Below are 24832 nucleotides of genomic sequence, written 5' to 3'. Positions count from 1 at the left end.
TCTTGCACTACCGCCAGCTTGAACTTCTCGTCGTACTTCGCCATGAAAAACACCCCAAGGATTGGATCGGTGTCCAACTTTTGGGGTGCAGTTCACCTGCGGCGGCTTTCTTGATGGATCGGCGAGCCTGAAGCGGATCAGCCGTTCTTGGTAGGCAACTCCGGCACCGTGGGCGGATCGCGCTCGAGCGAGGCGACGTCGGTTTCGGGATCTCCGGGAGCCAGCCCGTCGCTGCTCGGATTGAGCTTGCGGTTTGCCTTCTCGCGAAGCTTGTCTTCCTTCTTCTTCTTCTTGGCCAGCTCTTTCTGTCGCTTTTCGTAGCCGTAATTGGGTGTTGCCACTGCTTCTCCTTGAGGCAAGGCAGTCGGGCTGACTGCCGTGGCCTACTGTAAGCGATAACGCCGCAGTCTCGAGGAGGTACCCCATGACACGCCCAAGGCGACCGGATGCGATTTCTTACATCCGTGCCAGGGCCTGCTGGAGGTCGGCGCGCAGGTCTTCCACGTCTTCGAGGCCGATGGAAAAACGCACGAGCGTGCCCTTGTAGGGCCAGCGCGCCACGCTGGCGTCGCGCATCAGGCCGATGTCGTAGGGCACGACGAGGCTGATCGGCCCGCCCCACGAATAGCCGAGGCGGAACAGCTTCAGGCTGTCGCAGAAGCGGTCGACCTGGTCGGTGCTGTAGCGCTCGTCGAACACCACCGAGAACAGTCCGGCGGCCAGGTTGGTTTCGCCGCAGAGGTCGCGCCAGTGGACATGGCCCGGCGAATCCTCGAGCGCGGGATGCAGAACTTGCGCGATCTCCTCGCAGCCGTTGAGCCAGCCGGCCAGTTCGCGCGCCGCGCGGTCGTGCGCGGCGTAGCGCAGTGCGATGCTGGGCAGCGAACGCAGCAGCGTTTCGACGTCGCCCACGCCGATGCCGAAACCCATGCGCATGTGGGTGAGCTTCAGCGCGCGGTGCAGGCGCTCGTCTCGCGTGGTCACGCTGCCCATGAGCACGTCGCCGCCGCCGCTGGGGTACTTGGTGAGCGCGTGCACGGAGATGTCGACGCCCTGCCCGCTGCCGTTGAAATCGAAGGGAGCGAAGGCGAGGCCCGCGCCCCAGGTGTTGTCGAGCGCGGTCATCACGCCACGCGCGCGGCAGATGTTCACCAGGGCCGGAAGGTCGGGGAACTCCATGGTCACCGAGCCGGCTGCCTCCACCCACACCAGGCGCGTGCGATCCGACAGCTTGGCCGCGAGGTCGGCCGGGTTCATCGCGTCGTACAGCCGATGGGTGATGCCGAAATTCGCCAGCTCGCCGGTGGCCAGCGCCTTGTTCGGGCCGTAGGCGTTGTCGGGGATCAGCACCTCGTCGCCGGCCTTCAGGAAGGCGAACGACACCAGCGAAATGGCCGCGAGCCCGCTTGGCACGAGCAGGCATTCGGTGCCGCCTTCGAGCGTGGCCAGGCGCTCCTCCAGCGTGAAGGTGGTGGGCGTTCCGTGCAGGCCGTAGGTGTAGCCGGCCTTTGTGCGCCAGTCGCGCGCGCGCATGGCGGCCACGTCGGCGAAGAACACGGTCGACGCCTTGAACACGCCGGGTTGCGGCGCGGAGAAGGTTGCGGGCGGGACGTAGGGGTGGTGGATCAGGTTCGTGGAAGGCTTGCTCATGGGTGCATGCTAGCGCGACCCGCATACGGGGCCTTGCACGGAGCTTCCGTCGCACAATGCGCGGACCGGCCCTCCCCTTCATCCCGTTTCATGGAAGAAGCCCGAGACAGTGCAGCTGACGCGCCTTGCCCCTCCCCACTTGCGGCCCTTCGTGCGGCTGATGTGGGCCTCGTCGCCCGACGGCACGCCCGACGAGCGACCGGGCGCGCGCGAGCATGTGCTGCCCACCGGGGGCATGCACCTGGTCTTCAGGCTTTCGGGGCCGTCGTTGCGCCTCTTCCGCGATGACTCCGACGCACAGGGATTCACGGTGGGCTACGCGATGGTGGGCGGAACCCGCTCGGCCTTCTTCGTGCGCGACGTGTCGGTGACGACGCGCTCGGTCGGCATCATGCTGCAGCCGGGGGCGGCCCGGGCCCTGCTCGGCGCTCCCGAGGATGCTCTGGCCGAGCGGCATACCCCGCTAGAAGCGCTCTGGGGCGCGGACGCGAACTTCGCGCTCGAACAGCTGCACGGCACCGATTCACTGCAACGGCAGCTTGCCATCGTCGTTGCGCTGCTCGAAACGCGCCTTGCCTCGTCTGCGATGCATGGCCTGCATCCCGCGGTGGCACAGGCGTTGGCCCGCATGTCCGGCGCGAGCGCCAACAACGACGACGGGCAGGCCGGCGCCATCGGCCAGCTCGTGAAGCAAAGCGGCTACAGCCACCGGCGCTTCATCGCGCTGTTTCGCGGCATGACCGGGCTGGCGCCCAAGCAGTACGCTCGCATGCTGCGCTTCGATCGCGTGCTGGGGCAGTTCGTGATGGATCCAGGCCGGCCCTGGGTCGATCTGGCGCTGGAGGCAGGCTACAGCGACCAGGCCCACTTCAATCGCGAATTCCTCGCGATCGCGGGCATGTCGCCCCAGGCCTACCGGCGAGCGGCGCCCGACTCGTCACGGCACGTGCGGGTCTGAGCGCCCCCGCACGCCGGCAAGGTCAAATTCGTTCAAGACCCGAGGCGCCCCGAGTTCCAGAATCGCGCCCATCTCAACCCGAAGGGATAACAAGCCATGGCCATCCACGAACTGTTTCCGTACCTCTGCGTCCACGACGCCAAGGCAGCCATCGAGTTCTACTGCAAGGTCTTCGAGGTGAAGGAGATCTTCCGCCTGACCGAGCCGAGCGGGCGCATCGGCCACGCGGAACTGGACTTCCACAACGGCGCGATCCTGATGATCTCGGAGGAATTCGCCGAATTCGGCATCCTCAGCGCGAAGACGCTGGGCAATACCTCGGTCACGCTGCACCTGCATGTGGACGATGCCGACGCGGTGGTGGCGCGCGCGGTCGCCGCGGGCGCCACGCTGGACATGGCGCCGCAGGACCAGTTCTATGGGGAACGCTCCGGCGTCTTCCATGACCCGTTCGGCCATCGCTGGAACGTGGGGCACAGCATCGAGAAGCTGACGCCGCAGGAAATGCAGCGGCGTTACACCGCCATGTTCACCGACGCCGGGTGACTAGGCGCCGGCCTTGCCGGATCAGACCGACCACTTCTCGATCAGCTTCTCGGCGCCGAGCGAGTCGTAGCCCTCGAAGGGCTGATGGATCCAGGGGTTGGTGGCGAGGTACTCGACCGAGTAGTCTGGCGTGAAGGTCGACAGCGCCTTAGTCCAGATCACGGCGCTGCGCAGCTCGGTGATCGGCTTGTAGTTGTTGCGCAGCATGTCCATCACCGCGTGCAGCGTGTGGCCGGAGTCGGCCAGGTCGTCCACCAGCAGCACCTTGCCCGCGATCTCGCCCTTGGGCGTGGTGATGTAGCGGGCGATGTCGAGGTGGCCCTGCACCGTGCCTGCATCGGCGCGGTACGAGCTGGTCGACATGATCGCCAGCGGCTTGTCGAAGATGCGCGAGAGCACGTCGCCGGGGCGCATGCCGCCGCGCGCCAGGCACAGGATGGTGTCGAACTGCCAGCCCGACTGGTGCACCTTGATCGCGAGCTTCTCGATCAGGTTGTGGTACTCGTCGTAGCTGACGTAGAGATGCTTGCCGTCTTCAGTCAACATAGCGTGGGTCTTCCTTCAATGTCTCTTCTTTGGGAACACCGCGGAACCGGCTTTGCCGGGCCGCTGGTGTTGCCCCCTGCAAGGGGGTTGGCGGCCACACGAAGTGGGCAAGCCTCGGAGGTTGGCCTGATCAGTCGGCCAGGTAGGGGTGGCGCATCATGATCGTGTGGTCGCGGTCGGGGCTGGTCGAGACCATGTGGATCGGCACGCCCGTGACCTGCTCGATGCGTTGCAGATAGAGGCGCGCATTGATCGGCAGCTTGTCGTACTGCGTGACGCCCACGGTGCTTTCGCTCCAGCCTTCCAGCGTTTCGTAGATCGGCGTGCAGCGCTCGATCTCGTCCGCGCCCATGGGCAGGATGTCGGTGGTTTCGCCATCGAGTTCGTAGCCGGTGCACAGCTCCAGCTTCTCCAGGCCGTCCAGCACGTCGAGCTTGGTGATGCACAGGCCCGACAGGCCGTTGACCTGCGCCGAGCGCTTGAGCAGCGCGGCGTCGAACCAGCCGCAACGGCGGCTGCGGCCGGTGGTCACGCCCTTTTCGGCGCCCACGGTGCTCATGTGGTAGCCGGGGGTGCCGGGCGTGGCCCAGTCGAGCTCGGTGGGGAACGGACCGCCGCCCACGCGGGTGCAGTAGGCCTTGGTGATGCCCAGGATGTAGTGCAGCATGCCCGGGCCCACGCCCGAACCTGCGGCGGCGTTGCCGGCCACGCAGTTGCTGGAGGTGACGTACGGGTAGGTGCCGTGGTCGACGTCCAGCAGCGTGCCCTGCGCGCCTTCGAACAGCAGGTTGGCGCCGTCGCGGTTGGCGTCGTTCAGTTCGCGCGAGACGTCGGCCATCATGGGCTTGAGCAGCTCGGCGTGCTTCATCGCCTCGTCGAAGACCTGGTCGAAGTCGATGGCGGGCGCGCCCAGCACCTGCGTCAGCACGTGGTTGTGCAGTTCGAGCAGCACGCGCAGCTTGGCAGCGAAGCGCTCGGGGTGCTTCAGGTCCTGCACGCGCAGCGCGCGGCGGGCGATCTTGTCTTCATAGGCCGGGCCGATGCCGCGGCCGGTGGTGCCGATCTTCTCGATGCCGCCCTTTTCGCGGTAGGCCTCGCGCGCGATGTCCAGCGCGGCGTGGAACGGCAGGATCAGCGGGCAGGCCTCGCTGATGCGCAGGCGCGAACGCACCTCGACGCCGGCCTTCTCCAGCCCTTCGATCTCCTCGAACAGCTTGGCAGCCGACAGCACCACGCCGTTGCCGATGTAGCACTTGACGCCGGGGCGCATGATGCCGCTCGGGATCAGGTGCAACGCGGTCTTCACCCCGTTGATGACCAGCGTGTGGCCCGCGTTGTGGCCGCCCTGGAAACGGACCACGCCCTGGGCGCTCTCCGTCAGCCAGTCGACCAGCTTGCCCTTGCCCTCGTCGCCCCACTGGGTGCCGACGACGACCACGTTTCTTCCGGTGGTTACGCTCATGCTCGTTCCATTACTTCAAAAAATCAGATCGCACGGACACTCCACTGGCCGGCCTGCTCGACGAGCTCGCGGTCGCAGTGGAATTCATCGATTTCGCTGCCATGGCCCGGCAGCACGCAGACTACCGTTTCGCCGGCCTTGCGCAATTGGGCAATGGCCTGACGCAGGCCGGCCGCATCGCTCCAGGGCGCGCGGATGGCGGCGCGCAGCGGACGGGCCGGCAGCACGCCGACCAGCTCGCGCACGTCGAGGCTGAAGCCGACGGCCGGGCGGTTGCGGCCGAACACGGCCCCCACCTCGTCGTAGCGGCCGCCCCGCACCAGCGAATCGGCCGCGCCGGGCACGTAGATGCCGAAGCGCATGCCGCTGTAGTACGCATAGCCGCGCAGGTCGGCCAGGTCGAAGCTGATCTGGCGCCCGGCCACGCCCTGCAGGCCCGCGGCGAGCAGCTTCAGGTCAGCCAGCGCCGCGCCGACTGCCGGCGTGCCCTTCAGGGCCTCGGCGGCCTCGTCGAGCACCGACACGTCGCCGTACAGCTGGATCAGCGCGCGCAGGCCGTCGCGCGAAGCGGCGGGAAAGTCTTTGGTGAGCGATTCGAGCTCGCTCGCGTCCTTGGCGGCCAGCGCCGCGTGCACCCGCGCCAGCGTGGCGCCGTCGACCGGCACGCCGGCGAACAGCGCACGCACGATGCGGGCATCGGCCAGGTCGACGATCACGCCCTCGCGCAGGCCGGCGGCATCGAGGCAGTCGAGTGCCAGCAGCAGGGTTTCGGTGTCGGCCTCGAGGCCGGCGTGGCCGTAGATCTCGGCGCCGAACTGCAGGGGCTCGCGGGTGGCGTGCGGTCGGTCGGGCCGGGTGTGGAGCACCGGGCCGCAGTAACACAGGCGGGCCACGCCGTCGCGGTTCAGCAGGTGGGCATCGATGCGCGCCACCTGGGGGGTGGTGTCGGCGCGAAGGCCCATGCTGCGGCCGGAAAGCTGGTCGACGAGCTTGAAGGTCTGGAGATCGAGCGCCTCGCCGGTACCGGAGAGCAGCGACTCGAGATGCTCGAGCAGCGGCGGCATCACCAGCTCGTAGCCGTAGCCACGGGCGGTATCGAGCAGCTGGCGTCGAAGTTCTTCGATGTGGCGCGCCTCGGAGGGCAGCACATCGGCAATGTGATCCGGGAGGACCCAGGCGGACATGGGGATCGGGAGCCGTGGTTAAAACGGGATTCTACCGGCTACGGACGCCGGGTCCCGCGCGGGCATCGATCGACGGGGCTGCCTAGCCCAGTATCCAGAGCAGGACCAGACCGATCAGGATGCTGCAGAGCCCGAAGAAGCGCAGCTGGCCGTCGCGCAGCTGCATCAGCTGCCCGAAGCCGCGCCGCCACCCTCCCGGCGACACGAAAGGCAGGATGCCTTCGATCACCAGGACGAGCGCGAGCGCGCTCCAGAAAGTGTCGGCGCTCACGGCTCCTGAGGACGGCTGCGGCCGAAGGTAATCAACGGCGAGGTGCGCTGGTGGCCGAGCCCGAGCCATGCATGGCCCGGAAGAAGTCCGACGACGGGTCGAGCACCATCACGTCGCTCTTCTTGTTGAAGCTCTGCTTGTAGGCCTCGAGGCTGCGATAGAACTGCGCGAACTGCGGGTCGCGGCCGAAGGCCTCGCTGTAGGCGGCTGCGGCCTGGGCATCGCCCTCGCCCTTGATCTTCTGGGCATCGCGGTAGGCGTTCGCCACGATCACCTCGCGCTGGCGGTCGGCGTCAGCGCGGATCTTCTCGCCCTCGGCCGTACCAGTGGAACGCAGCTCGTTGGCCACGCGCTTGCGCTCGGCCTCCATGCGGCGGTAGACCGATTCGGTGATGGCTTCCACGTAGTCGACGCGGGTGATGCGCACGTCGACCACGTCCACGCCCCAGGGCTTGGCGCCCTTCACCACCGAGAGCACCTCGCGCTGCACGTCGGCCATCAGGGCTTCGCGGCGCACAGAGATCAGGTCGCGCACCGTGCGCTTGTTGATGTTTTCCTGGAACGCGTTGCGAACCACGCGGTTGAGCTGCATCGCGCCGGCGTTCTCGTCGAGGCCGACGTTGCGGATGTAGGCCTGCGGGTCGCTGATGCGCCAGCGCACGTACCAGTCGATCACCACGCGCTGCTTCTCTGCCGTGAGCATCGGCTCGGTGTCCACGCTGGAGAGCGTCAGCAGGCGCTTGTCGATGTACGACACGTTCTGGAACGGCGGCGGCAACTTGAAGTTGAGGCCGGGCTCGGTGATGACCTGCTTGATCTGGCCGAGTGCGTACACCACGCCGAACTGGCGTTGGTCGACCACGAAGAGGGTCGAGCTTGCCAGCACGAGCAGCACGAGGATCGAGGTGGCGATGAATCCGATTCTGTTCATGTTCTTGCGGGCCTTTCTCAACGCACGTCGCGGTCACGCGAGCGGCCATCGCGGCCGCGCACGTCGGTCGTGGCGGGGGCCACCGGGATCACCGAGGACTGCGCCGGCGCGGTGCCGGCGACACTGGGGCTGGCCGCATCGACCGGCGTGGCGGCATTGCCGCTGCCGCTGAGCTGCATGAGCTTGTCGAGCGGCAGGTACAGCAGGTTCGAACCCTGCTTGCTGTCGACCAGCACCTTCGTCGTGCTGGCGTAGATTTGCTGCATGGCGTCGGTGTACATGCGGTCGCGCGTCACCTGCGGGGCCTTCTGGTATTCGGACAGCACCGCGCTGAAGCGGCCTGCATCACCCTGTGCCTGCGCCACGATCCGCGCCTTGTAGGCCTCGGATTCTTCCTTCAGCCGCGAGGCCGTACCGGTGGCCAGGGGCACCACGTTGTTGGCGTAGGCCTGCGCATCGTTCTTGGTGCGCTCGCGTTCCTGGCCGGCCTTGAGCACGTCGTCGAAGGCGGCCTGCACCTGCTCGGGCGGACGCACGCCGCCCTGCTGCAGGTTGATGCCGACGACTTCGACGCCGATCTTGTAGCGGTCGAGGATGGTCTGCATCAGCGCACGAACGCGCGGGGCGATCTGGTCGCGTTCCTCGGCGAGCGCCGCGTCCATCTTCATCTTGCCGACCACCTCGCGCACGGAGGTCTCGGCCACCTGCACGACGGTGTCGGCAGGCGACTTGCTCTCGTAGAGCCAGGCGCGCGGGTCGCTCAGGCGGTACTGCACGGCGAACTTGATCTCGACTATGTTCTCGTCTTCCGTCAGCATGGCCGACTCGCGCAGGCCGGTGGAACGCACGATGGCGTCGCGGCCCACGTCGGCGGAACGGATCTGCGTGGTCACCACGACTTCGTGGCGCTGGATGGGGTACGGCAGGCGCCAGTTGAAGCCCGCGCCCACGGTGCTCTTGTACTTGCCGAACTGGGTGATGACGGCCTGCTGGCCTTCGTTCACGATGAAGAAGCCGGTGCCAAGCCAGATCAGCACGGCCACCGCGACCACCAGGCCGATGCCGAAGCCCGCGTTCTTCATGTCGGGTTTGTAGCCGTTGCCGCCACCGCCGCCATTGGGGCGATTGCCGCCGCCCTTGCCGCCGAAGAAGCCGCCGAGCTTGCGATTGAGGTCGCGCCAGAGCTCGTCGAGGTCGGGAGGGCCTTGGTTGGGGCCCTGTCCGCGGGGACGGTTGTCGTTGTTGTTGTTGCCCGAGGGCGGAGGCGTGGGAGCGCCGGGGGGATTGGCATCGGGGGGCCGGTTGCCGGCCGGGCGGTCGCCATTGGAGGACGGCTCGTCGCCACGCCCCCATCGGCCGTCGTTCAGGTTGAACATGCCCAGAAACCCTCTCCGCGCTGGCTTTGAATTCATTCGCTTCGTTCTCTTGTCAGTGGCGGGATTGTGCCCAATCCATCGGTTGCATCGTGCAATTCAGCGTCTGCCGCAGGGGTCATCGTATCGGGTGCGGAGCCCGACTGCCGGGCGAGCTCGGCGCGCAGCAGCGGCACGCCCTCGCCTGTCCTGGCGCTGAGGAAGATGCGGGGGACCTGAACGCCGTCGATTTCCATCTCGTCCTGCAGATGCAGCGGATGCTGCGCGCTTTCAAGGGCATCGAGCTTGTTGAAGACCAGAAGCTGCGGCACGGTGTCCGCGCCGATCTCGCGCAGCACCGTCTGCACCTCGGCCATCTGCTCCGGGTAGTGCGGATTGGAAGCGTCCACGACGTGCAGCAGCAGGTCGGCATCGACCGCCTCCTGCAGCGTGGCCTTGAAGGCATCGACCAGCCCGTGCGGCAGGTCGCGGATGAAGCCCACGGTGTCGGAGATCGACACCTGCCTGCGTGCATCGCCCAGGTAGAGATGGCGCGTGGTGGTGTCGAGCGTGGCGAACAGCTGGTCGGCCGCGTAGGCGCGCGCCTTGACCAGCGAATTGAAAAGCGACGACTTGCCCGCGTTGGTGTAGCCCACGAGCGAGATGTTGAAGGTGTCGCGGCGCTCGCGCTGGCGGCGCTGCGTGCCGCGCTGCTTCTGCACCTTGGCGAGGCGCTCGCGCGTGCGCTTGATCGACTCGCCGATCATGCGGCGGTCGAGTTCGATCTGCTTCTCGCCCGGGCCGCCGCGCACGCCCGCACCGCCGGTCTGACGCTCGAGGTGCGACCAGCGGCGCACCAGCCGCGTGCTGAGGTACTGCAGTCGAGCCAGCTCGACCTGCAACTTGCCTTCATGCGAGCGGGCGCGCTGGGCGAAGATCTCGAGAATGAGGAAGGTCCGGTCGTAGACCGCGACGTCGAGCTGGCGCTCGAGGTTGCGCTGCTGCGCGGGGCTCAGGGCCTGGTCGAAGATGACCTCGCTCGCCCTGTACAGAGCGGCCAGTTCCTTGATTTCTTCGGCCTTGCCGCTGCCAACGAACAATGCCGCGTCGGGCGCCTTGCGCTTGCACGCGAGACGGGCGACGGGGGTGAGGCCTGCGGTCTGCGCGAGCAGGCCGAGTTCCTCGAGTTCGCTGTCGAAATGGGGCAGCCCGAAATCGACGCCGACGAGAACGGCGGCGCCTTCCTGGCGGGGAATCAGTTCAGACAAGCGGGATCGGGAATTGGGAAAAAGCGCGGCAGCGGAGGCTGCCGCGCTCCGCGCGATCAGGCTGCGGCGTCGTCGCTCTCGTTGGCCGAGAAGTTGACGGCACGACCTGGCACGATGGTGGAAATGGCGTGCTTGTAGACCATCTGCGTCACCGTATTGCGAAGCAACACGACGTACTGGTCAAAAGACTCGATCTGGCCTTGCAGCTTGATACCGTTCACCAGGTAGATGGAGACCGGCACATGCTCGCGACGCAAGGTGTTCAGAAAGGGGTCTTGTAGGAGTTGCCCTTTATTGCTCACGATATTCTCCGTGTTCAAGAGTAGTTGTTGGAGGAGAAGACCTTAACACAGGGTTTCCGCGCCGCAGCATTCGGGGCTAAAAGCCTTTGAAAAATAACGTCTCTCAAAAGCCGGAACTTCAACCCCGGTGGGAACTCATCGGCGGCCATCCGCCGACAAACTCTGTCAGTCGTCCTTGTCGACGAAGGGATTGTGGGAGCTCTTGAACTCGATGCGCAAGGGGGTACCCACAAGGTCGAATTCCTTGCGGAAGCGCCCTTCGAGAAAGCGCTTGTAAGCATCGGTCACATGTTCGAGCGAGTTCCCGTGGATCACGATGACCGGCGGATTCATGCCCCCCTGGTGCGCATAACGCAGCTTGGGACGGAACATGCCGCCGCGCTTGGGCGCCTGGAATTGCACCGCCTCCAGCAACAATCGCGTCAACACCGGCGTCGACATCTTGCGCGTGGCCGACTTGTGGGCCTGCGCAATCGCCTGCCACACCGGGCCCAGGCCCTGGCGCTTGATGGCGGAGATGAAATGCAGCGCCGCGAACTTGAGGAACGGCAGCCGGGTCTCGATCTGCCGCTGGATCTGCTCGCGCTGGTAGCTGTCGACCGCGTCCCACTTGTTGATGGCGATCACCACCGCGCGGCCGCTTTCGAGGATGTAGCCCGCGATGTGCGCGTCCTGGTCGGTCACGCCCTGCGTGGCATCGAGCAGCAGCAGCACGACGTTGGCCGACTCGATGGCCTGCAGCGTCTTGACCACCGAGAACTTCTCGATCGCCTCGAACACCCTGCCCTTGCGGCGCAGGCCGGCAGTGTCGATCAGTTCGAAGCGCTGGCCGTTGCGCTCGAAGGGCACGGAGATCGCATCGCGCGTCGTTCCCGGCATGTCGAAGGCGACCAGCCGTTCCTCGCCCAGCCAGGTGTTGATCAGCGTCGACTTGCCCACGTTGGGCCGGCCGGCCACGGCCAGCTTGATCGGCTTGTTGACCTCGTCTTCTTCCTCTTCGTCGTCCGGGTCGGGCAGGTTTAATGGCGCAAGCGCCAGCTCGACCAGACCGCGGATGCCCTGCCCGTGCGCAGCGGATACCCCGTGCACCTCGCCCAGCCCCAGCTCGTAGAAGTCGACCAGCTTGGTGCCGTCGTGCATGCCTTCGGCCTTGTTGGCCACCAGCACGCAGGGCTTGCCGATGCGGCGCAGTTCGTTGGCGATGTCGTGGTCCTGCGCCGAGAGCCCCTCGCGCGCGTCGACCACGAAGATCACGACGTCGGCCTCGGCCACGGCCTGCCGCGTCTGCTTGGCCATCTCCTTGTAGATGCCGCTGCCAGCGTCGGGCTCGAAGCCGCCGGTGTCGATGACGATGAACTCGCGCTTGCCCAGATGGCCGTTGCCGTAGTGGCGGTCGCGCGTGAGTCCGGCAAAGTCGGCGACGATGGCGTCGCGCGTCTGCGTCAGCCTGTTGAAGAGGGTCGACTTGCCGACATTCGGCCGCCCGACCAGGGCCACGACCGGCTTCATGGCCGGCCTTTCGAGGGCGCGGTTTTCATGGTCGGGCCTTGGAAAGAAAGAAAAGAAGAAAAAAGGAGCGCGTTATTCGGGGCGATAGCCAAACACGCCACCCTTGGCGGTCACCACGACCACCGTGTTGCCGGCCAGCACCGGCGCAACGGTGATGGCCGAGCCATCGGGCGTGATGCGGTTGAGCAGTGCGCCGTCTTCACGCGACACGAAATGCAGCGTGCCGGTGTTCTCGCCGATGATGAGCGAGCGTCCCACGGCCAGCGGCGAGGTCAGCACGCGGTTCTTCAGGCGGGACATCTGCCAGGCGCGCTCGCCGTCGGCACGGCGCCAGGCTACGACGCTGCCGTCGGACTCGGTGCCATAGATGAAGCTCTCGTTGCCGCTGACGCCATCCGCGCCGGAAGCGGGCTTGCTCCAGACCAGCGAACCGCGCAGGGTGTCGACGCAGCCGACGCTGGCGTAGTAGGCACGCGCGCAGACCGTGTCGCCGTAGCGGCTCACGCTGCCGGTCAGGTCGACCAGGCGCTCGACATCGTTGGTGCCGCGCGGCGCGGCGATGGGAGCTTCCCAGCGCGAAGTACCGTTGGCGGGGTTGATGCCCGCCAGCCGGCCGCCGATGCCGGCCACCAGCGTGTCGCCCACGGCCAGGAGCACGCCCGACTTGCGCAGCACGAGGTTTTCGCCGGCGCGCTGCTGGATCCAGAGGCGGCGGCCGCTCTGGCCGTCCCAGGCGCTGATGCTGCGGTCGGCCGTCTGCACGAACACGCGGCGGCCCGCCACCAGCGGTGCGGTGAAGGCCTGTGCCGACAGCCTCTGCTTCCAGAGGACCTTGCCGTTCTCGAGGGCGACCAGTTCGTTCGCGGTGGTGACGACCGCGGCCACCTGGCCGTCGCTGCCGACACCGGCCGCCAGGGGCGCGCCGGCGCTGCCGCGCCAGATTTCACGACCCGCGCGCGCATCGATGGCGACCACCGTGCCGTCGCTGCCGGCCACGGTGATCGTGTCGCCGCTGATGTCGGTGGTCAGCGGGAACTGCACTTCGGGGATGCGCACCGTCCATGCCTGGCGCACGCCAACCAGGGCCGGATTGGCGGGGAGCTCCTCCGGCTTCGGCTTCGAGGAGCCCGAGCAGGCGGCGAGAAACGCTACCAAAACGAGAGCTGATCCCGCACGCAGGGCGGTCGATTCAGGCATGAAACGCTTGAAATTCATGATGCGGTCAGGGAGTTTTGGGTGCTGCGGGAGTGACGGTGACGACGGGCGCAAGGCTCTTGGGATCGACGCCGACCGCGTTGAGCTTGATCTCGATCAGGCGGCGGTAGTCCGAGGTCGGACCGAGGCCGGTCCAGGCCTTGCGGTACTCGGCCTGCGCCTCGGTGCGCTTGCCCTGGGCCAGGTAGATGTCACCCTTGCGGTCGGCCACCAGCGGTTCGAATTCCTTGGGAACGCTGCCGTCGAGCTGCTTCAGGGCATCGTCGTAGGACTTGCCATCGAGCAGCTCGCCCGCCAGACGCAGCCTCGCGACAGCCTTGTAGCCGGGATCGATCGCGTTCTGCTCGACCCATTCGAGTTCGGTGCGCGAACCCGCGGCATTGCCCTTCTCGTACAGCGTCTTGGCGACCAGCAGGCCGGCCTGCTGTGCGTAGGTGGTGCCAGCGAAGCGCTTCTTCATGTCGTCGAGCACGAGCGCGATGCGCGCCGGGTCGCCAGCCTGCACCGTCTTCTCGATTTCGTCGTAGAGCGACGAGGCCTGCGCCGCCTTGTTGCGGCCATACCATTGCCAGCCGTTCCAGGCCACGAAGGCGCCGGCGACGAGCAGCACGATCGAAGTGATCAGGGTGCCGTAGGTATTCCAGAAATGCTTGAGCTGGTCGAGCTGTTCCTGTTCTTCGAGGTCGAGATGGGTTGCCATGCGTGTCAGGTATTGGGAGCCGGCGATTGTAGGGTGGCGGCCCAGGTGGCCACTTCGGCAAGAGACCGGGCGGTCTGCGCGCCGCTTCCGTCGCGCAGCGCCTTGAGAGTCACCTCGCCGCGCGCGAGTTCATCGGCGCCGAAGATCAGGGCGTAGGTGGCGCCGCTGTTGTCGGCTCTCTTGAACTGCGACTTGAAGCTGCCGAGGCCGTCGACCGTAGCGGCGTGCATCTGCACGCGCACGCCGGCATCGCGCAGCTGCTGCAGCGTGCGCAGCACCACCGGCATGGCGGCGGCATCGGGCACGACGGCATAGACGTCCGGGGCCGGCTGCGGGATGTCGGTGCCCTGCTCTTTCATCAGGTCCAGTACGCGCTCCACGCCCATCGCCCAGCCCACGGCCGGGGCGGGCTTGCCGCCGATCTGTGCGATCAGGTCGTCGTAGCGGCCGCCCGCGCAAACCGTGCCCTGCGAGCCGAGCCGGTCAGTAACGAACTCGAAGACCGTGAGGTTGTAGTAGTCCAGCCCGCGCACGAGACGCGGATTGATGGTGAATGCGATGTCATTGGCCTTGAGGATGGCCTGCAGCCCCTCGAAGTGAGCGAGCGACTCCGCGCCGAGGAAGTCGATCAGCTTGGGGGCCGACTCGACCACTTCCTTCATCGCCGGGTTCTTGGTGTCGAGGATGCGCAGCGGATTGCTGTGCAGGCGGCGCTTGCCGTCCTCGTCGAGCTTGTCGGCATGCTTCTCGAAGTGGGCGATGAGCTGGGCGCGATGCTGAGCGCGCTCGGCCGGCTGGCCCAGGCTGTTGAGTTCCAGACGCACGTCCGTCAGGCCGATGGTCTTCCAGAGCGCGCTGGCCAGCAGGATCAGCTCGGCGTCGACGTCGGGGCCGGCAAAGCCCAGCGCCTCGGCGCCGATCTGGTGGAACTGCCGGAAGCGCCCGCGCTGCGGCTTCTCGCGGCGGAACATCGGACCCGTGTACCAGAGGCGCTTGCCGCCGTCGTAGAGCATGTTGTGCTCGATCACGGCACGCACGAGGCCGGCCGTGTTCTCCGGGCGCAGGGTGAGGTGGTCGTTGTCGCCGTACTTGTCGGAGCGGTCCTGGAAGGAGTACATCTCCTTCTCAACGATGTCGGTCACTTCGCCGATGCCGCGCACGAACAGCGCCGTGTGCTCCAGGATCGGGGTGCGGACGTTGCGATACGCATAGCGCCCCATCAGGTCGCGCACGGTGGCTTCGAGCCACTCCCAGCGCGCCGATTCGGGCGGCAATATGTCGTTCATGCCTTTGACGGCATTCAATTTTTCAGCCATGAGTCTGCGGAGATGTCAGGCCGCGACAGCGTGGTGTTCGCCGCCGAAGCGCTTTTCAATGTAGTTTTCGACGAGCTGGTGGAACTCGTTGGCGATATTGTCGCCGCGCAGCGTGAGGGCCTTTTCGCCGTCGATGAAGACGGGCGCCGCGGGCGCCTCGCCGGTGCCGGGCAGGCTGATGCCGATGTCGGCATGCTTGCTCTCGCCGGGGCCGTTGACGATGCAGCCCATGACGGCCACCTTCAGCGTCTCCACGCCCGGATATTTCTTGCGCCAGACCGGCATCTGCATGCGCAGGTAGTCGTCGATCTGCTTGGCCAGCTCCTGGAAGGTGGTGCTGGTGGTTCGGCCACAGCCCGGGCACGCCGTGACGCTCGGCACGAACACGCGCAGGCCCAGCGCCTGCAGGATCTCGGAGGCGATCACCACCTCCTGCGTGCGCGACTCGCCCGGCTGCGGCGTGAGCGACACGCGGATCGTGTCGCCGATACCCTCCTGCAGCAGGATCGACAGCGCCGCGGCCGACGCCACGGTGCCCTTGGTGCCCATGCCGGCCTCGGTGAGGCCCAGGTGCAGCGGATAGTCGCAGCGACGGGCCAGCTCGCGGTAGACCGAGATCAGGTCCTGCACTCCGCTCACCTTGCACGACAGGATGATCTGGTTGCCGGCCATGCCCATCGACTCGGCCAGCTTCGCGGACTCGATGGCCGAGGTGATGAGCGCCTCGTACATCACCTGCTTGGCGTCCCAGGGCTCGGCGCGCTGGCTGTTGGTGTCCATCAGGCTGGCGAGCAGTTCCTGGTCGAGGCTGCCCCAGTTGACGCCGATGCGCACGGGCTTGTTCCAGCGCATCGCGGCGTCGATCATCTGGCCGAACTGCCGGTCTCGCTTGTCGCCCTTGCCCACGTTGCCGGGGTTGATGCGGTACTTGCTCAGCGCCTCGGCGCAGGCCGGATAGTCGGTCAGCAGGCGGTGGCCGTTGTAGTGGAAGTCGCCCACCAGCGGCACGTCGACGCCCATGCGGTCGAGCTGCTCGCGGATGTAGGGCACCTGCGCGGCAGCCTCGGGCGTGTTGACCGTGATGCGGACCATCTCGGAGCCGGCCTGGGCCAGTTCCTTCACCTGGATCGCGGTGCCGATGGCATCGACGGTGTCGGTGTTGGTCATGGACTGCACGCGCACCGGGGCGTCGCCGCCCACAGTGACCACGCGCGGGCCCCAGACCACGCTGGCCTGGCGCGAACGGCGAGCCTTGGGAGCGGCGGCCTCGATCGGAGCGGGAGTGCAGTTGCCGGAAGTCACGACTTCACCTCGAAACGCGCCACGCCACCGCCCTTGGTGAAGGGCTTCAGGTCGAAGGGCTGGCCACGCACCTGCACGTCGACGCTCGAAGCGCGGCCGACCACAACGGACAGCGGCAGCGTGCCGGACAGGCCCACGGTTTCGCCGGCCTGCAGGCTGCGGCGCAGCAGTTGCTTGCCGCCGGCTTCGGTCACGGTGACCCAGCATTCCTCGCGAGCCACGAGGACCAGTTGCTGGCTGCTCGAGGCTGCTGCCACGGCCGTGGCAGCGGGCGCCGCAGCAGCAGGCGCGGCGGCAGTAGCGGCGGGCGCACCGGGAGCGGGAGCTGCCGACGGAGTCTCGCCGGCAACCGGGCCGGTCGGGGCGACAGCCTGCGTGGGCACGGTTTCGGCCACGGAACCACCGGCCGAGGCCAGGCCGTTGCCAGACGTCGATTCCGTGCCGGCATCGCCGCGCGCGGTCAGGCGTGACACGGAAGCGCTGAGCTGGTCGAACACCGACTGCGGCAGCCAGAACAGCGCACCCGCGCCGATCAGCAGCAGCAGCACGACGATCAATAGTGGCCGCGAGGGCAAACCGCTGGAGCGGCCATTGCCATTCCAGCGCGGCGTACCCGAGCTGATGTTCGTGCGCAGGGTGCGATCGGTTTCGGCCAGCGACACCTTCTGGGTGCTCGGCAGCTTCGCGAGCACAGGGGCCGGGTCGATGCGCAGCGCGCGGCAGACGCTGCTGGCCAGCGCACGGGCGAAGACCGGGTCGGGCAGCGAACCGATGTCGTCCGCCTCCAGCGCCATGAGCTTCTGCGGCGGCACCTTCAGCGCGGCGGCCACCATCTCGATGTGCAGGCCATGGGCCTCGCGCGCCTCGCGCAGCAGATCGCCGGCAGTCTTGTTCGCGATATCGCCAGCTTCCAGCGGCAATGATGCGGAAGTGCCGAACTCCGAAACCCGATCAGTCATTGAAATTCCCGCGCTCGTACGCTGTTGCCTCCCGCGACTGGGGGAAGCGTCGTTGCAGTTGGCCTCCCAACTGCGCGACTGCCTCGCGGTTGTTCAGCTTACGTTCGATCTTGATGCCGAGCCAGAGCGTCTCGGCGCTGGCCGCGGCGCTGTTGTTGACGCGGCGGATGTAGAACTGCGCGCGCGACCATTCCTCGCGCTGCGCCAGCACGGAGGCCAGGTTGAAAGCGACCACCGGGTTGCCGGCGTCGATCTCGTAGGCCTGCATGAGGGTGCGCTCCGCCTTGTCGCGCTGGCCGGCCTTGAGCTCGCACACGCCCTGCGTCATGAGCGTCTTGGCGCGGTCGTTGTAGCTGGGAACGGCCAGGGCCTCGTTGAACTGGGCGGCCGCATCGCCAAAGCGGTTCTGCTGGCACAGCAGCCAGCCGTAGTTGTGGCGCGCGTTCGGGTCGCGCGGATTGATGGCGATGGCGCGGCGGAAGCTGTCCTCGGCCAGGCCGGCGTCGTCGAGCCGCATGTAGACCAGGCCGCGCAGGTTGTAGGCGTCGGCGTTGTTGGGGTCTGCGGCCAGCGCCTGCTTGATCTCGTCGAGCGCGACGGTGGTCTGGCCGTGCTCGAAGTAGCCGGCGGCCAGTTCCATGCGCAGGCGCGCGCGGCGCTGGCGGCTGGACTCGTCGGACTCGGTGACGATCTCGGTGGCCTTGGACGAGTTGCTGCTGTCGGCCAGGCTGGTGGTGGTGGTGCGCGTGTTCACGCAGCCTCCGAGCAGCAACGACATGGCGACGCCCGCGAAACCCACAGTCAGCATCCGCTGCACGTTCGCGGTCGTCATCGAAAAGGCCATGCTCATCGGTTCAATGCTCCTGGGGGACGGTCTTTCGGACCGGATGCAAAACAACGGGGCGCTCCTGCGCCGCGCGGCGCTGCGCCATGCGCTCGGCCGCGCGGGTGCGGTCCTTGACGTCGCCGGCGAGCTGGCCGCAGGCGGCATCGATGTCGTCACCGCGCGTCTTGCGCACGGTGGTCACGAGCCCTGCCTCGCTGAGCGTCCTGGCGAACGCCAGCACGCGCGGCTGGGGCGAGCGCAGCAGGCCCGAGGCGGGGAAAGGGTTGAACGGGATCAGGTTGAACTTGCACGAGATGCCGTGCTTGCGGACCAGCTCGATGAGCTGCCGCGCATGCTCGGGCTGGTCGTTCACGCCGTCGAGCATGCAGTACTCGAAGGTGATGAAGTCGCGCGGCGCATGCGCTAGGTAGCGCTTGCAGGACTCGATGAGTTCGTCGATCGGGTACTTGCGATTCAGCGGCACGAGGTCGTCGCGCAGCGGATCATTGGGCGCGTGCAGCGAAACGGCGAGTGCCACGGCGCAATCGGCACCCAGGCGGTCGATCATCGGCACCACGCCGGAGGTCGACACCGTCACGCGACGGCGCGACAGCCCGTAGGCGTTGTCGTCGAGCATGGTGCGCAGCGCGGGAACGAGCGCCGAGTAGTTCTGCAGCGGCTCGCCCATACCCATCATCACCACGTTGGAGATGACGCGTTCGTCGCGCTTGAGGTGCTTGCGCAGGAAATGCTCGGCAAACCAGAGCTGGGCGACGATCTCGCCCGTGCCCAGGTTGCGGCTGAAGCCCTGATGCCCCGTGGAGCAGAAGCGGCAACCGACCGCACAGCCGGCCTGGGACGACACGCAAAGGGTGCCGCGGTCGTCCTCGGGAATGAATACGGCTTCGACGGCATTGCCGTCACCGACATCGAACAGCCACTTGATCGTGCCGTCCTTGGATTCGTGCTGCGTGATGACCGGCAGGGCCTCCACGCGAGCGGTGGTCGCGAGTTTCTCGCGCAGCGACTTCGCCAGATCGGTCATCTGGGTGAAGTCGCTGGCGCCACGCTGGTGGATCCAGCGGAACAGCTGCGTGGCGCGGAATTTCTTCTCGCCGAGTTTTTCGCAGAACGCAGCCAATCCCTCGAGATCGAAATCGAGCAGGTTGGCCGTGGTCATGGAATCGGGCGAGAAGCGGCTTCAGCGTGCGTAGACGTTGAGGCCGGCGAAGAAGAAGGCGACTTCGTTCGCTGCGGTTTCGGGAGCGTCCGAACCGTGAACGGCGTTGGCGTCGATGCTGTCGGCGAAGTCGGCGCGGATGGTGCCGGCGGCTGCCTTCTTGGGGTCCGTGGCGCCCATCAGGTCACGGTTCTTGGCGATGGCGTTCTCGCCTTCGAGCACTTGCACGAACACGGGGCCCGAGATCATGAACTCGACGAGGTCCTTGAAGAAGGGACGCTCCTTGTGCACGGCGTAGAACTGTTCGGCTTCGTTGCGCGACAGGTGCACCAGCTTGGCGGCGACGATCTTGAGGCCGGCAGCCTCGAAACGGGAAACGATCTTGCCGATGACGTTCTTGGCAACTGCGTCGGGCTTGATGATGGAAAGGGTACGTTCGATAGCCATTGAAATGCTTCCTGGAGCTTTGATTTTGAAGTGTTTTGTCACAACTGCAACGAATTTGTTTCGTCACGCATCGACAAAGCCTCTGATTTTAACCGGCGCGGCCTTGCGGATCGGTGAAAACCCCGCGAAAGGCCGCGCTGCGACGGCAGACTTTCAGCGCCCCCGGCGACGTCCGCCGCCCTGACCGCCAAAGCCCCCACCACCGCCTCCGCCGCCACCGCGGCGCTGACCTCCTCCGCGCTGCTCCTTGCGCTGGCGCGAGAAGCTGTCGGCACCGATGTAGCCCAGCGAGGTCTTCATCGGATCGGGCTGGTTGTTGGCGCCGCCCTGCTGGCGATCTCCACCCTGGCGATTGCCGTTTCCGCGGCGTCCCTGCCCCTGCTGCGGCTGGCCACCGTTGCCACCGCCGCGATTGGAGCGCCCTCCCCGATCGCCGCGCGGCGGACGTCCGTCGCCCAGCGGATTCGGGATCGGCGCCTCGCGGCCGCCGTCGTCACGCCCCTCGCGCATGTCGCGCGGCGGCTGGCCGCCACCGCCATTGCGATTGCCACGCCGCTTCTTGTTGCGGCCGCCGCGGCCATTGCCGCCACCCTCCTGCCCCGGGCCGCGCTGCTGCTGGCCCGGTCGGGCAACCGCACCGCCCGAAGCCTGGAACAGCGCCCGGATATCGCGGTCGTCGAGTTCCATCCATGCGCCGCGCTTCAAGCCGCGTGGCAGCACCATGGCGCCGTAGCGGATGCGGATCAGCCGGCTGACCGCGTGGCCCACCGACTCGAACAGGCGCCGCACCTCGCGGTTGCGCCCTTCGGAGATGGTCACGCGATACCAGCAGTTGGAGCCTTCGCCGCCCCCGTCTTCGATGGCACCGAACTGCGCCATGCCGTCATCGAGGCGCACGCCGTCGAGCAGCTTCTGCTTCTCTTCGGCGGTAAGCGCGCCCAGCACGCGCACTGCGTACTCGCGCTCCAGGCCGAAGCGCGGGTGCATGAGCTGGTTGGCCAGATCGCCGGAGCTGCTGAACAGCAGCAGGCCTTCGGTGTTCAGGTCGAGACGGCCCACCGACTGCCACTTGCCCTGCTGCAGGCGCGGCAGCTTGCGGAACACGGTCGGTCGGTTCTGCGGATCGTCGTGCGTGACCACCTCGCCCACGGGCTTGTGGTACGCGATCACGCGCGGCGGCGGAGGCGCGATGCGATAGCGGATCGGCTTGCCGTTGATCTTGACCTGGTCGCCGTACTGGATGCGCTGGCCGATGTGGGCCGGCTCGTTGTTGACGGAAATGCGGCCCTGGAGAATCAATTGCTCCATCTCGAGCCGCGATCCCAGACCGGCCTGCGCCAGCACCTTGTGCAGCTTGGGCGAATCAGCCTCCGGCAGAAGCACGCGCTTGAGCGGCGGGACTTCGGGGCTTTCCTCGTCCGCATCGAACTGGCCGGAAATGACGTCCGCGAAGCGGATCGGCTCGGGCGGCGGCGCATTGCGCTGCTCGCGCTCGGCGGCGCGGCGGGCGCGGTCGAGGTCGTCTTCTTCCTCGTCGGGCTCTTCTTCGTCGTCGCTGTCTTCGATGCGCTCCGCCTGCACGGGCCGGGGTGCCTCGACGGCGGCCTGGGCGGGCGCCAGATCCCGAGGGACCTCCGCTGCAACGACGGGCGCCTCCTCCTCGGCCACAGCCGCAACGGCCTGCGGCTCGATCGCTTCCGGAGCCGCCTCCGCAACCGGCGCGGACACCGCCTCGCCTTCGACGACGGCCGGCTCGACCACCTTCTTCTTGCGGGGCGCGCGCGGCTTCTTGGGTGCCGGCGCCTCGGGCTCCTGTGGCGCTACCGTTTCAATAGCATCAACCGCAGCCTTCCTGGCCGTGGTTGCCCTTTTCTTCTTCTTGACTTCGGGCTCGACCGGCAGCATCGCTGCGTCTTCGGTGTCGGTTGTGCTCATGAGGTTTTTCCGGGAGAGGGAGCGTCGGGATCGGCCTCGTCTTCGGACGGGGCATCGGATTCCGACGCGGGTTCTTGTTCTGGCTCGACGGGGGTGGCCTCGGCGCCTGCCTCGTTCTCGATGACCTGCGCCTGGGCGGCCTCGATCGCTTCCACCGATTCAGCCGGCTCGGCGATCTCTGGCGCAACATCGGGCGCGATATCGACGATTTCGGGTTCCTGCGCCGAGACCTGCGCTTCAGGTGCCGCGGCAGCTTCCGCCTCGGCGCCCTCGCCTTGCTGCCCAGCAGCAATCTCGGCATCCAGCCCTGGCGCATCGCCGGCCGAAGAAAGCACCAGCTCCGCCATTCCGGATGCGTCGGCATCGCCTTCGGCGAGCGCCTCGGTCTCCGGAGCAACGTCGATCGGCAGCCCCTGCTGCTCGCCCGATGCCTGCTCGAGCGCGTCAACGAGCGCAGCCTGCTGGGCTGGCGTCTCGATCAGCGGCAGCTGGTCCAGCGAAGCCAGGCCCAGGTCGTCGAGGAACTGGCGCGTGGTGGCATAGAGCGCCGGGCGGCCGACGGTCTCGCGGTGGCCGATGACCTCGACCCAGCCGCGGTCTTCCAGCTGCTTGAGGATCAGCGAGTTGATCGTCACGCCGCGGATGTCTTCCATGTCGCCGCGCGTGGCGGGCTGGCGGTAGGCAATGATGGCCAGCGTCTCGAGCGCGGCGCGCGTGTAGCGCGGCGGCTTTTCGGGGTGCAGGCGATCGAGGTGGTCGCGCATTTCCGGCCGGCTCTGGAAGCGCCAGCCGCTGCCGACGCTCACCAGCTCCAGGCCACGTTGCGCCCAGTCTTCCTGCAGTTCGAGCAGCAGCGCCTTGATGGTGTCCGCACCCAGTTCGTCGTCGAACAGCACGCGCATATCGCGCACCGGCAACGGCTGGCTCGAACAGATCAAGGCGGTTTCGAGAATGCGCTTGGCATCCGCCGTATTCATGGTTCGCGTTATCCGGGAAAAGGCGCCTGGGGGCGCTTGTTCAGATGGATGGAAGGAGTAGGCGCTGCAGGCACGCGGCAAATGCAACGCAAGGCCGGTCTCGGGCGACCGGCGCGGCCCTCGGGCCGTCAGGCGCGATTGTAATCCAGCCCCCAGGCTTGCAAAGCCTGGACGAGGTCGGCCGGCAACGCAGAGTGGAACTCCAGCGACGCTTGCGTGACGGGATGCACGAAGGCCAGCCTGAATGCATGCAGGGCCTGCCGCGAGAGCCCAGCAGCCGGCGCGCCGCCGTACAGCGCATCGCCCACCAATGGGTGGCCGATCGACGCCATGTGCACGCGGATCTGGTGGGTGCGCCCGGTTTCGAGCGTGCAGCGCACGGCGCAGCCCTCGGCGTTGCTGTCGAGCCGCTCGATCAGCGTGCGCGCCGTCTTGCCGGCATTCCTCTCGAGATCGACCACGGCCATGCGCAGCCGGTTGCGCGGGTCGCGGCCGATGGCGGCATCGACATGGCGCGCGGCAGCGCCCTCCCACGGCCGGTGGCCGATGGCGAGGTATTGCCGCTTGACCTCGCGCGCGGCGATCAGCGCCACCATCGCGTCCATGGCCGCGCGCGTGCGGGCCACCACCATCAATCCGCTGGTGTCGCGGTCGAGCCGGTGCACGATGCCGGCGCGCGGCAGCAGCACGGCCTTCGGATCGAGCGCCAGCAGGCCGTTCAGCAGCGTGCCGCTCCAGTGCCCCGGCGCCGGGTGCACCACGAGGCCGGCCGGCTTGTCGACGATGCGCAGGTGCTCGTCCTCGTACACGGTGGCGATGTCCATCGCCTCGGGCCGGAAAGCCTGGCTCTGGGGCGTGGGGCGCAGTTCGATGTGGCCGGCCTGCCCCGCTTTCACAGGGGCCGAAGCCTTGGTGAGCGTGCGCCCCTGAAGCTCGACCGCGCCGGCCTCGATCAGCTGCTGCAGGTAGCTCCGGGAAAACTCGGGGACCAGCGCTGCAAGCGCGCGATCGAGCCGCTGGCCATGGTGGGCCGCGTCGACGACGAAGGGCCGCCGCTCGCTGGGTTCGATGGGATCGGCGCCCTCTTCGTGCTCGGCCACCTCCATGCTCTCGGGGATATTGCCCAAAGGGTCGGTCGATATAATTGAGGGCAACTGTTTCACGAAAGCCGTATGTGATGTTTCGCGCCAAATTATCGGTCCCCGCCTGGATCGCGCTCAGCGCGGCGGCTCTGCTGGCAGGTTGCTCGTCGACTCCCAGCGCCGACAAGACCGCAACCTGGAGCCCCAACCGCATCTATTCGGAAGCCAAGGACGAGGCCGGCTCCGGCGCGTACGACAAGGCCATTCCGCTCTACGAGAAGCTCGAAGGCCGCGCCGCCGGCACGCCGCTGGCACAGCAGGCGCAGCTGGAAAAGGCCTACGCCCAGCACAAGTCCGGCGAAAAGGCTGCAGCCATCGCCACCATCGACCGCTTCATGAAGCTGCATCCGGCGAGCCCGGCCCTCGATTACGCGCTCTACCTGCGGGGCGTGATCAACTTCAACGACGACCTCGGCATGTTCGCGTTCATGACGCGCCAGGACCTGTCGGAGCGCGACCAGAAGGCGGCCAAGGAATCGTTCGAGTCGTTCAAGGACCTCGTCACGCGCTTCCCCGATTCGCGCTACGCCCCCGACGCGCGCCAGCGCATGAACTACATCGTGAACTCGCTCGCGCAGTATGAGGTTCACGTGGCCCGCTACTACTACTCGCGCGGCGCCTACCTGGCGGCCATCAACCGGGCCCAGGTCGCGCTTGCCGACTACCGCGAAGTGCCGGCGCTCGAGGAAGCCCTGTACATCATGGTCAAGTCGTACGACGCGCTCGGCATGAAGGACCTGCGCGACGACGCTCAGCGCGTGCTGACCACCAACTACCCGCAGAGCACCTACCTCGCGAACGGCTTCAAGGGCAAGGACGACCCTTGGTGGAAGCTCTGGTAAGAGCAACCCCGG

General features: G+C 67.1%; 25 protein-coding genes. 3 read left to right on the top strand and 22 right to left on the bottom strand.

Annotated features, from left to right (window positions below):
* Positions 1-137: 137 nt before the first annotated feature.
* Positions 138-341, bottom strand: a complete 204-nt coding sequence (locus FHT32_RS26775) for a hypothetical protein (protein ID WP_176667601.1) — start codon at positions 339-341, stop codon at positions 138-140.
* Positions 342-456: 115 nt separating this feature from the next.
* Positions 457-1650: a PLP-dependent transferase gene (locus FHT32_RS26770; RefSeq protein ID WP_176667600.1), complete on the bottom strand. Its 1194-nt coding sequence runs from the start codon at positions 1648-1650 to the stop codon at positions 457-459.
* 109 nt (positions 1651-1759) lie between these two features.
* Here FHT32_RS26770 and FHT32_RS26765 point away from each other — a divergent pair, with 109 nt between their 5' ends.
* Both FHT32_RS26765 and FHT32_RS26760 read left to right on the top strand, forming a co-directional pair.
* The gene (locus FHT32_RS26765; RefSeq protein WP_176667599.1) at positions 1760-2608 is read left to right on the top strand and encodes an AraC family transcriptional regulator; all 849 of its coding nucleotides are present in this window, start codon (positions 1760-1762) and stop codon (positions 2606-2608) included.
* 96 nt (positions 2609-2704) lie between these two features.
* Positions 2705-3154, top strand: a complete 450-nt coding sequence (locus FHT32_RS26760) for a VOC family protein (protein WP_176667598.1) — start codon at positions 2705-2707, stop codon at positions 3152-3154.
* Positions 3155-3175: 21 nt separating this feature from the next.
* Here the strand turns inward: FHT32_RS26760 and FHT32_RS26755 are convergent, their stop codons facing one another.
* The 20 genes from FHT32_RS26755 to FHT32_RS26660 form a co-directional block, all read right to left on the bottom strand.
* Positions 3176-3700, bottom strand: coding sequence for a phosphoribosyltransferase (locus FHT32_RS26755; protein ID WP_126018851.1), 525 nt, complete (start codon positions 3698-3700; stop codon positions 3176-3178).
* A gap of 130 nt (positions 3701-3830) precedes the next feature.
* Positions 3831-5162, bottom strand: coding sequence for an adenylosuccinate synthase (locus FHT32_RS26750; RefSeq protein WP_176667597.1), 1332 nt, complete (start codon positions 5160-5162; stop codon positions 3831-3833).
* Positions 5163-5185: 23 nt separating this feature from the next.
* Positions 5186-6346: an ATP phosphoribosyltransferase regulatory subunit gene (locus FHT32_RS26745; RefSeq protein WP_176667596.1), complete on the bottom strand. Its 1161-nt coding sequence runs from the start codon at positions 6344-6346 to the stop codon at positions 5186-5188.
* A gap of 82 nt (positions 6347-6428) precedes the next feature.
* Positions 6429-6617, bottom strand: coding sequence for a DUF2065 domain-containing protein (locus tag FHT32_RS26740; RefSeq protein ID WP_176667595.1), 189 nt, complete (start codon positions 6615-6617; stop codon positions 6429-6431).
* Between the two features lie 31 nt (positions 6618-6648).
* Positions 6649-7548: a protease modulator HflC gene (gene hflC, locus FHT32_RS26735; protein ID WP_176667594.1), complete on the bottom strand. Its 900-nt coding sequence runs from the start codon at positions 7546-7548 to the stop codon at positions 6649-6651.
* A gap of 17 nt (positions 7549-7565) precedes the next feature.
* On the bottom strand, positions 7566-8924 hold the full coding sequence (gene hflK, locus FHT32_RS26730) for an FtsH protease activity modulator HflK (RefSeq protein WP_176667593.1): 1359 nt from the start codon (positions 8922-8924) through the stop codon (positions 7566-7568).
* A gap of 32 nt (positions 8925-8956) precedes the next feature.
* Positions 8957-10168, bottom strand: coding sequence for a GTPase HflX (gene hflX, locus FHT32_RS26725; protein ID WP_176667592.1), 1212 nt, complete (start codon positions 10166-10168; stop codon positions 8957-8959).
* Between the two features lie 56 nt (positions 10169-10224).
* Entirely contained in the window at positions 10225-10488 is a 264-nt protein-coding gene (hfq, locus tag FHT32_RS26720) for an RNA chaperone Hfq (protein ID WP_175544960.1), read from the bottom strand.
* Between the two features lie 147 nt (positions 10489-10635).
* Positions 10636-11979, bottom strand: coding sequence for a ribosome biogenesis GTPase Der (gene der, locus FHT32_RS26715; protein WP_176667591.1), 1344 nt, complete (start codon positions 11977-11979; stop codon positions 10636-10638).
* 72 nt (positions 11980-12051) lie between these two features.
* Positions 12052-13194 carry an outer membrane protein assembly factor BamB gene (gene bamB / locus FHT32_RS26710; protein WP_176667590.1) on the bottom strand — a complete coding sequence of 381 codons (1143 nt, stop codon included), beginning with the start codon at positions 13192-13194 and terminating at the stop codon, positions 12052-12054.
* Between the two features lie 7 nt (positions 13195-13201).
* Positions 13202-13894: a tetratricopeptide repeat protein gene (locus FHT32_RS26705; protein ID WP_176667589.1), complete on the bottom strand. Its 693-nt coding sequence runs from the start codon at positions 13892-13894 to the stop codon at positions 13202-13204.
* 5 nt (positions 13895-13899) lie between these two features.
* On the bottom strand, positions 13900-15210 hold the full coding sequence (hisS, locus tag FHT32_RS26700) for a histidine--tRNA ligase (RefSeq protein ID WP_176667588.1): 1311 nt from the start codon (positions 15208-15210) through the stop codon (positions 13900-13902).
* A gap of 15 nt (positions 15211-15225) precedes the next feature.
* Positions 15226-16512 (bottom strand): flavodoxin-dependent (E)-4-hydroxy-3-methylbut-2-enyl-diphosphate synthase, encoded by a 1287-nt coding sequence (gene ispG / locus FHT32_RS26695; protein ID WP_176667587.1) that lies wholly within the window; start codon positions 16510-16512, stop codon positions 15226-15228.
* Entirely contained in the window at positions 16509-17471 is a 963-nt protein-coding gene (locus FHT32_RS35120; protein ID WP_176667586.1) for a helix-turn-helix domain-containing protein, read from the bottom strand. The genes ispG and FHT32_RS35120 overlap by 4 nt, the downstream gene beginning before the upstream one ends.
* Positions 17464-18321, bottom strand: coding sequence for a type IV pilus biogenesis/stability protein PilW (pilW, locus tag FHT32_RS26685; RefSeq protein ID WP_176667585.1), 858 nt, complete (start codon positions 18319-18321; stop codon positions 17464-17466). Before pilW ends, FHT32_RS35120 begins: the two co-directional genes overlap by 8 nt.
* 4 nt (positions 18322-18325) lie before the next feature.
* On the bottom strand, positions 18326-19477 hold the full coding sequence (rlmN, locus tag FHT32_RS26680; protein WP_176667584.1) for a 23S rRNA (adenine(2503)-C(2))-methyltransferase RlmN: 1152 nt from the start codon (positions 19475-19477) through the stop codon (positions 18326-18328).
* A 21-nt stretch (positions 19478-19498) separates the two neighbouring features.
* Positions 19499-19924: a nucleoside-diphosphate kinase gene (gene ndk, locus FHT32_RS26675; RefSeq protein ID WP_019653122.1), complete on the bottom strand. Its 426-nt coding sequence runs from the start codon at positions 19922-19924 to the stop codon at positions 19499-19501.
* A 153-nt stretch (positions 19925-20077) separates the two neighbouring features.
* A complete protein-coding gene (locus FHT32_RS26670; protein WP_176667583.1) occupies positions 20078-21859 on the bottom strand; it encodes a pseudouridine synthase in 1782 nt (593 codons plus the stop codon).
* Positions 21856-22836 carry an SMC-Scp complex subunit ScpB gene (gene scpB / locus FHT32_RS26665; RefSeq protein WP_176667619.1) on the bottom strand — a complete coding sequence of 327 codons (981 nt, stop codon included), beginning with the start codon at positions 22834-22836 and terminating at the stop codon, positions 21856-21858. The genes FHT32_RS26670 and scpB overlap by 4 nt, the downstream gene beginning before the upstream one ends.
* Before the next feature lie 128 nt (positions 22837-22964).
* Positions 22965-23942: an RluA family pseudouridine synthase gene (locus FHT32_RS26660; protein WP_176667618.1), complete on the bottom strand. Its 978-nt coding sequence runs from the start codon at positions 23940-23942 to the stop codon at positions 22965-22967.
* Positions 23943-24013: 71 nt separating this feature from the next.
* Here FHT32_RS26660 and FHT32_RS26655 point away from each other — a divergent pair, with 71 nt between their 5' ends.
* Positions 24014-24820 carry an outer membrane protein assembly factor BamD gene (locus tag FHT32_RS26655; protein WP_176667582.1) on the top strand — a complete coding sequence of 269 codons (807 nt, stop codon included), beginning with the start codon at positions 24014-24016 and terminating at the stop codon, positions 24818-24820.
* The last annotated feature ends 12 nt before the right edge of the window (positions 24821-24832 follow it).

It is taken from the genome of Variovorax sp. SG517, assembly GCF_013376045.1.
Classification (GTDB): Bacteria; Pseudomonadota; Gammaproteobacteria; order Burkholderiales; family Burkholderiaceae_C; genus Variovorax.
The sequence above is the reverse complement of the archived record's forward strand: the minus strand, read 5'-3'. Positions and strand labels throughout refer to the sequence as shown.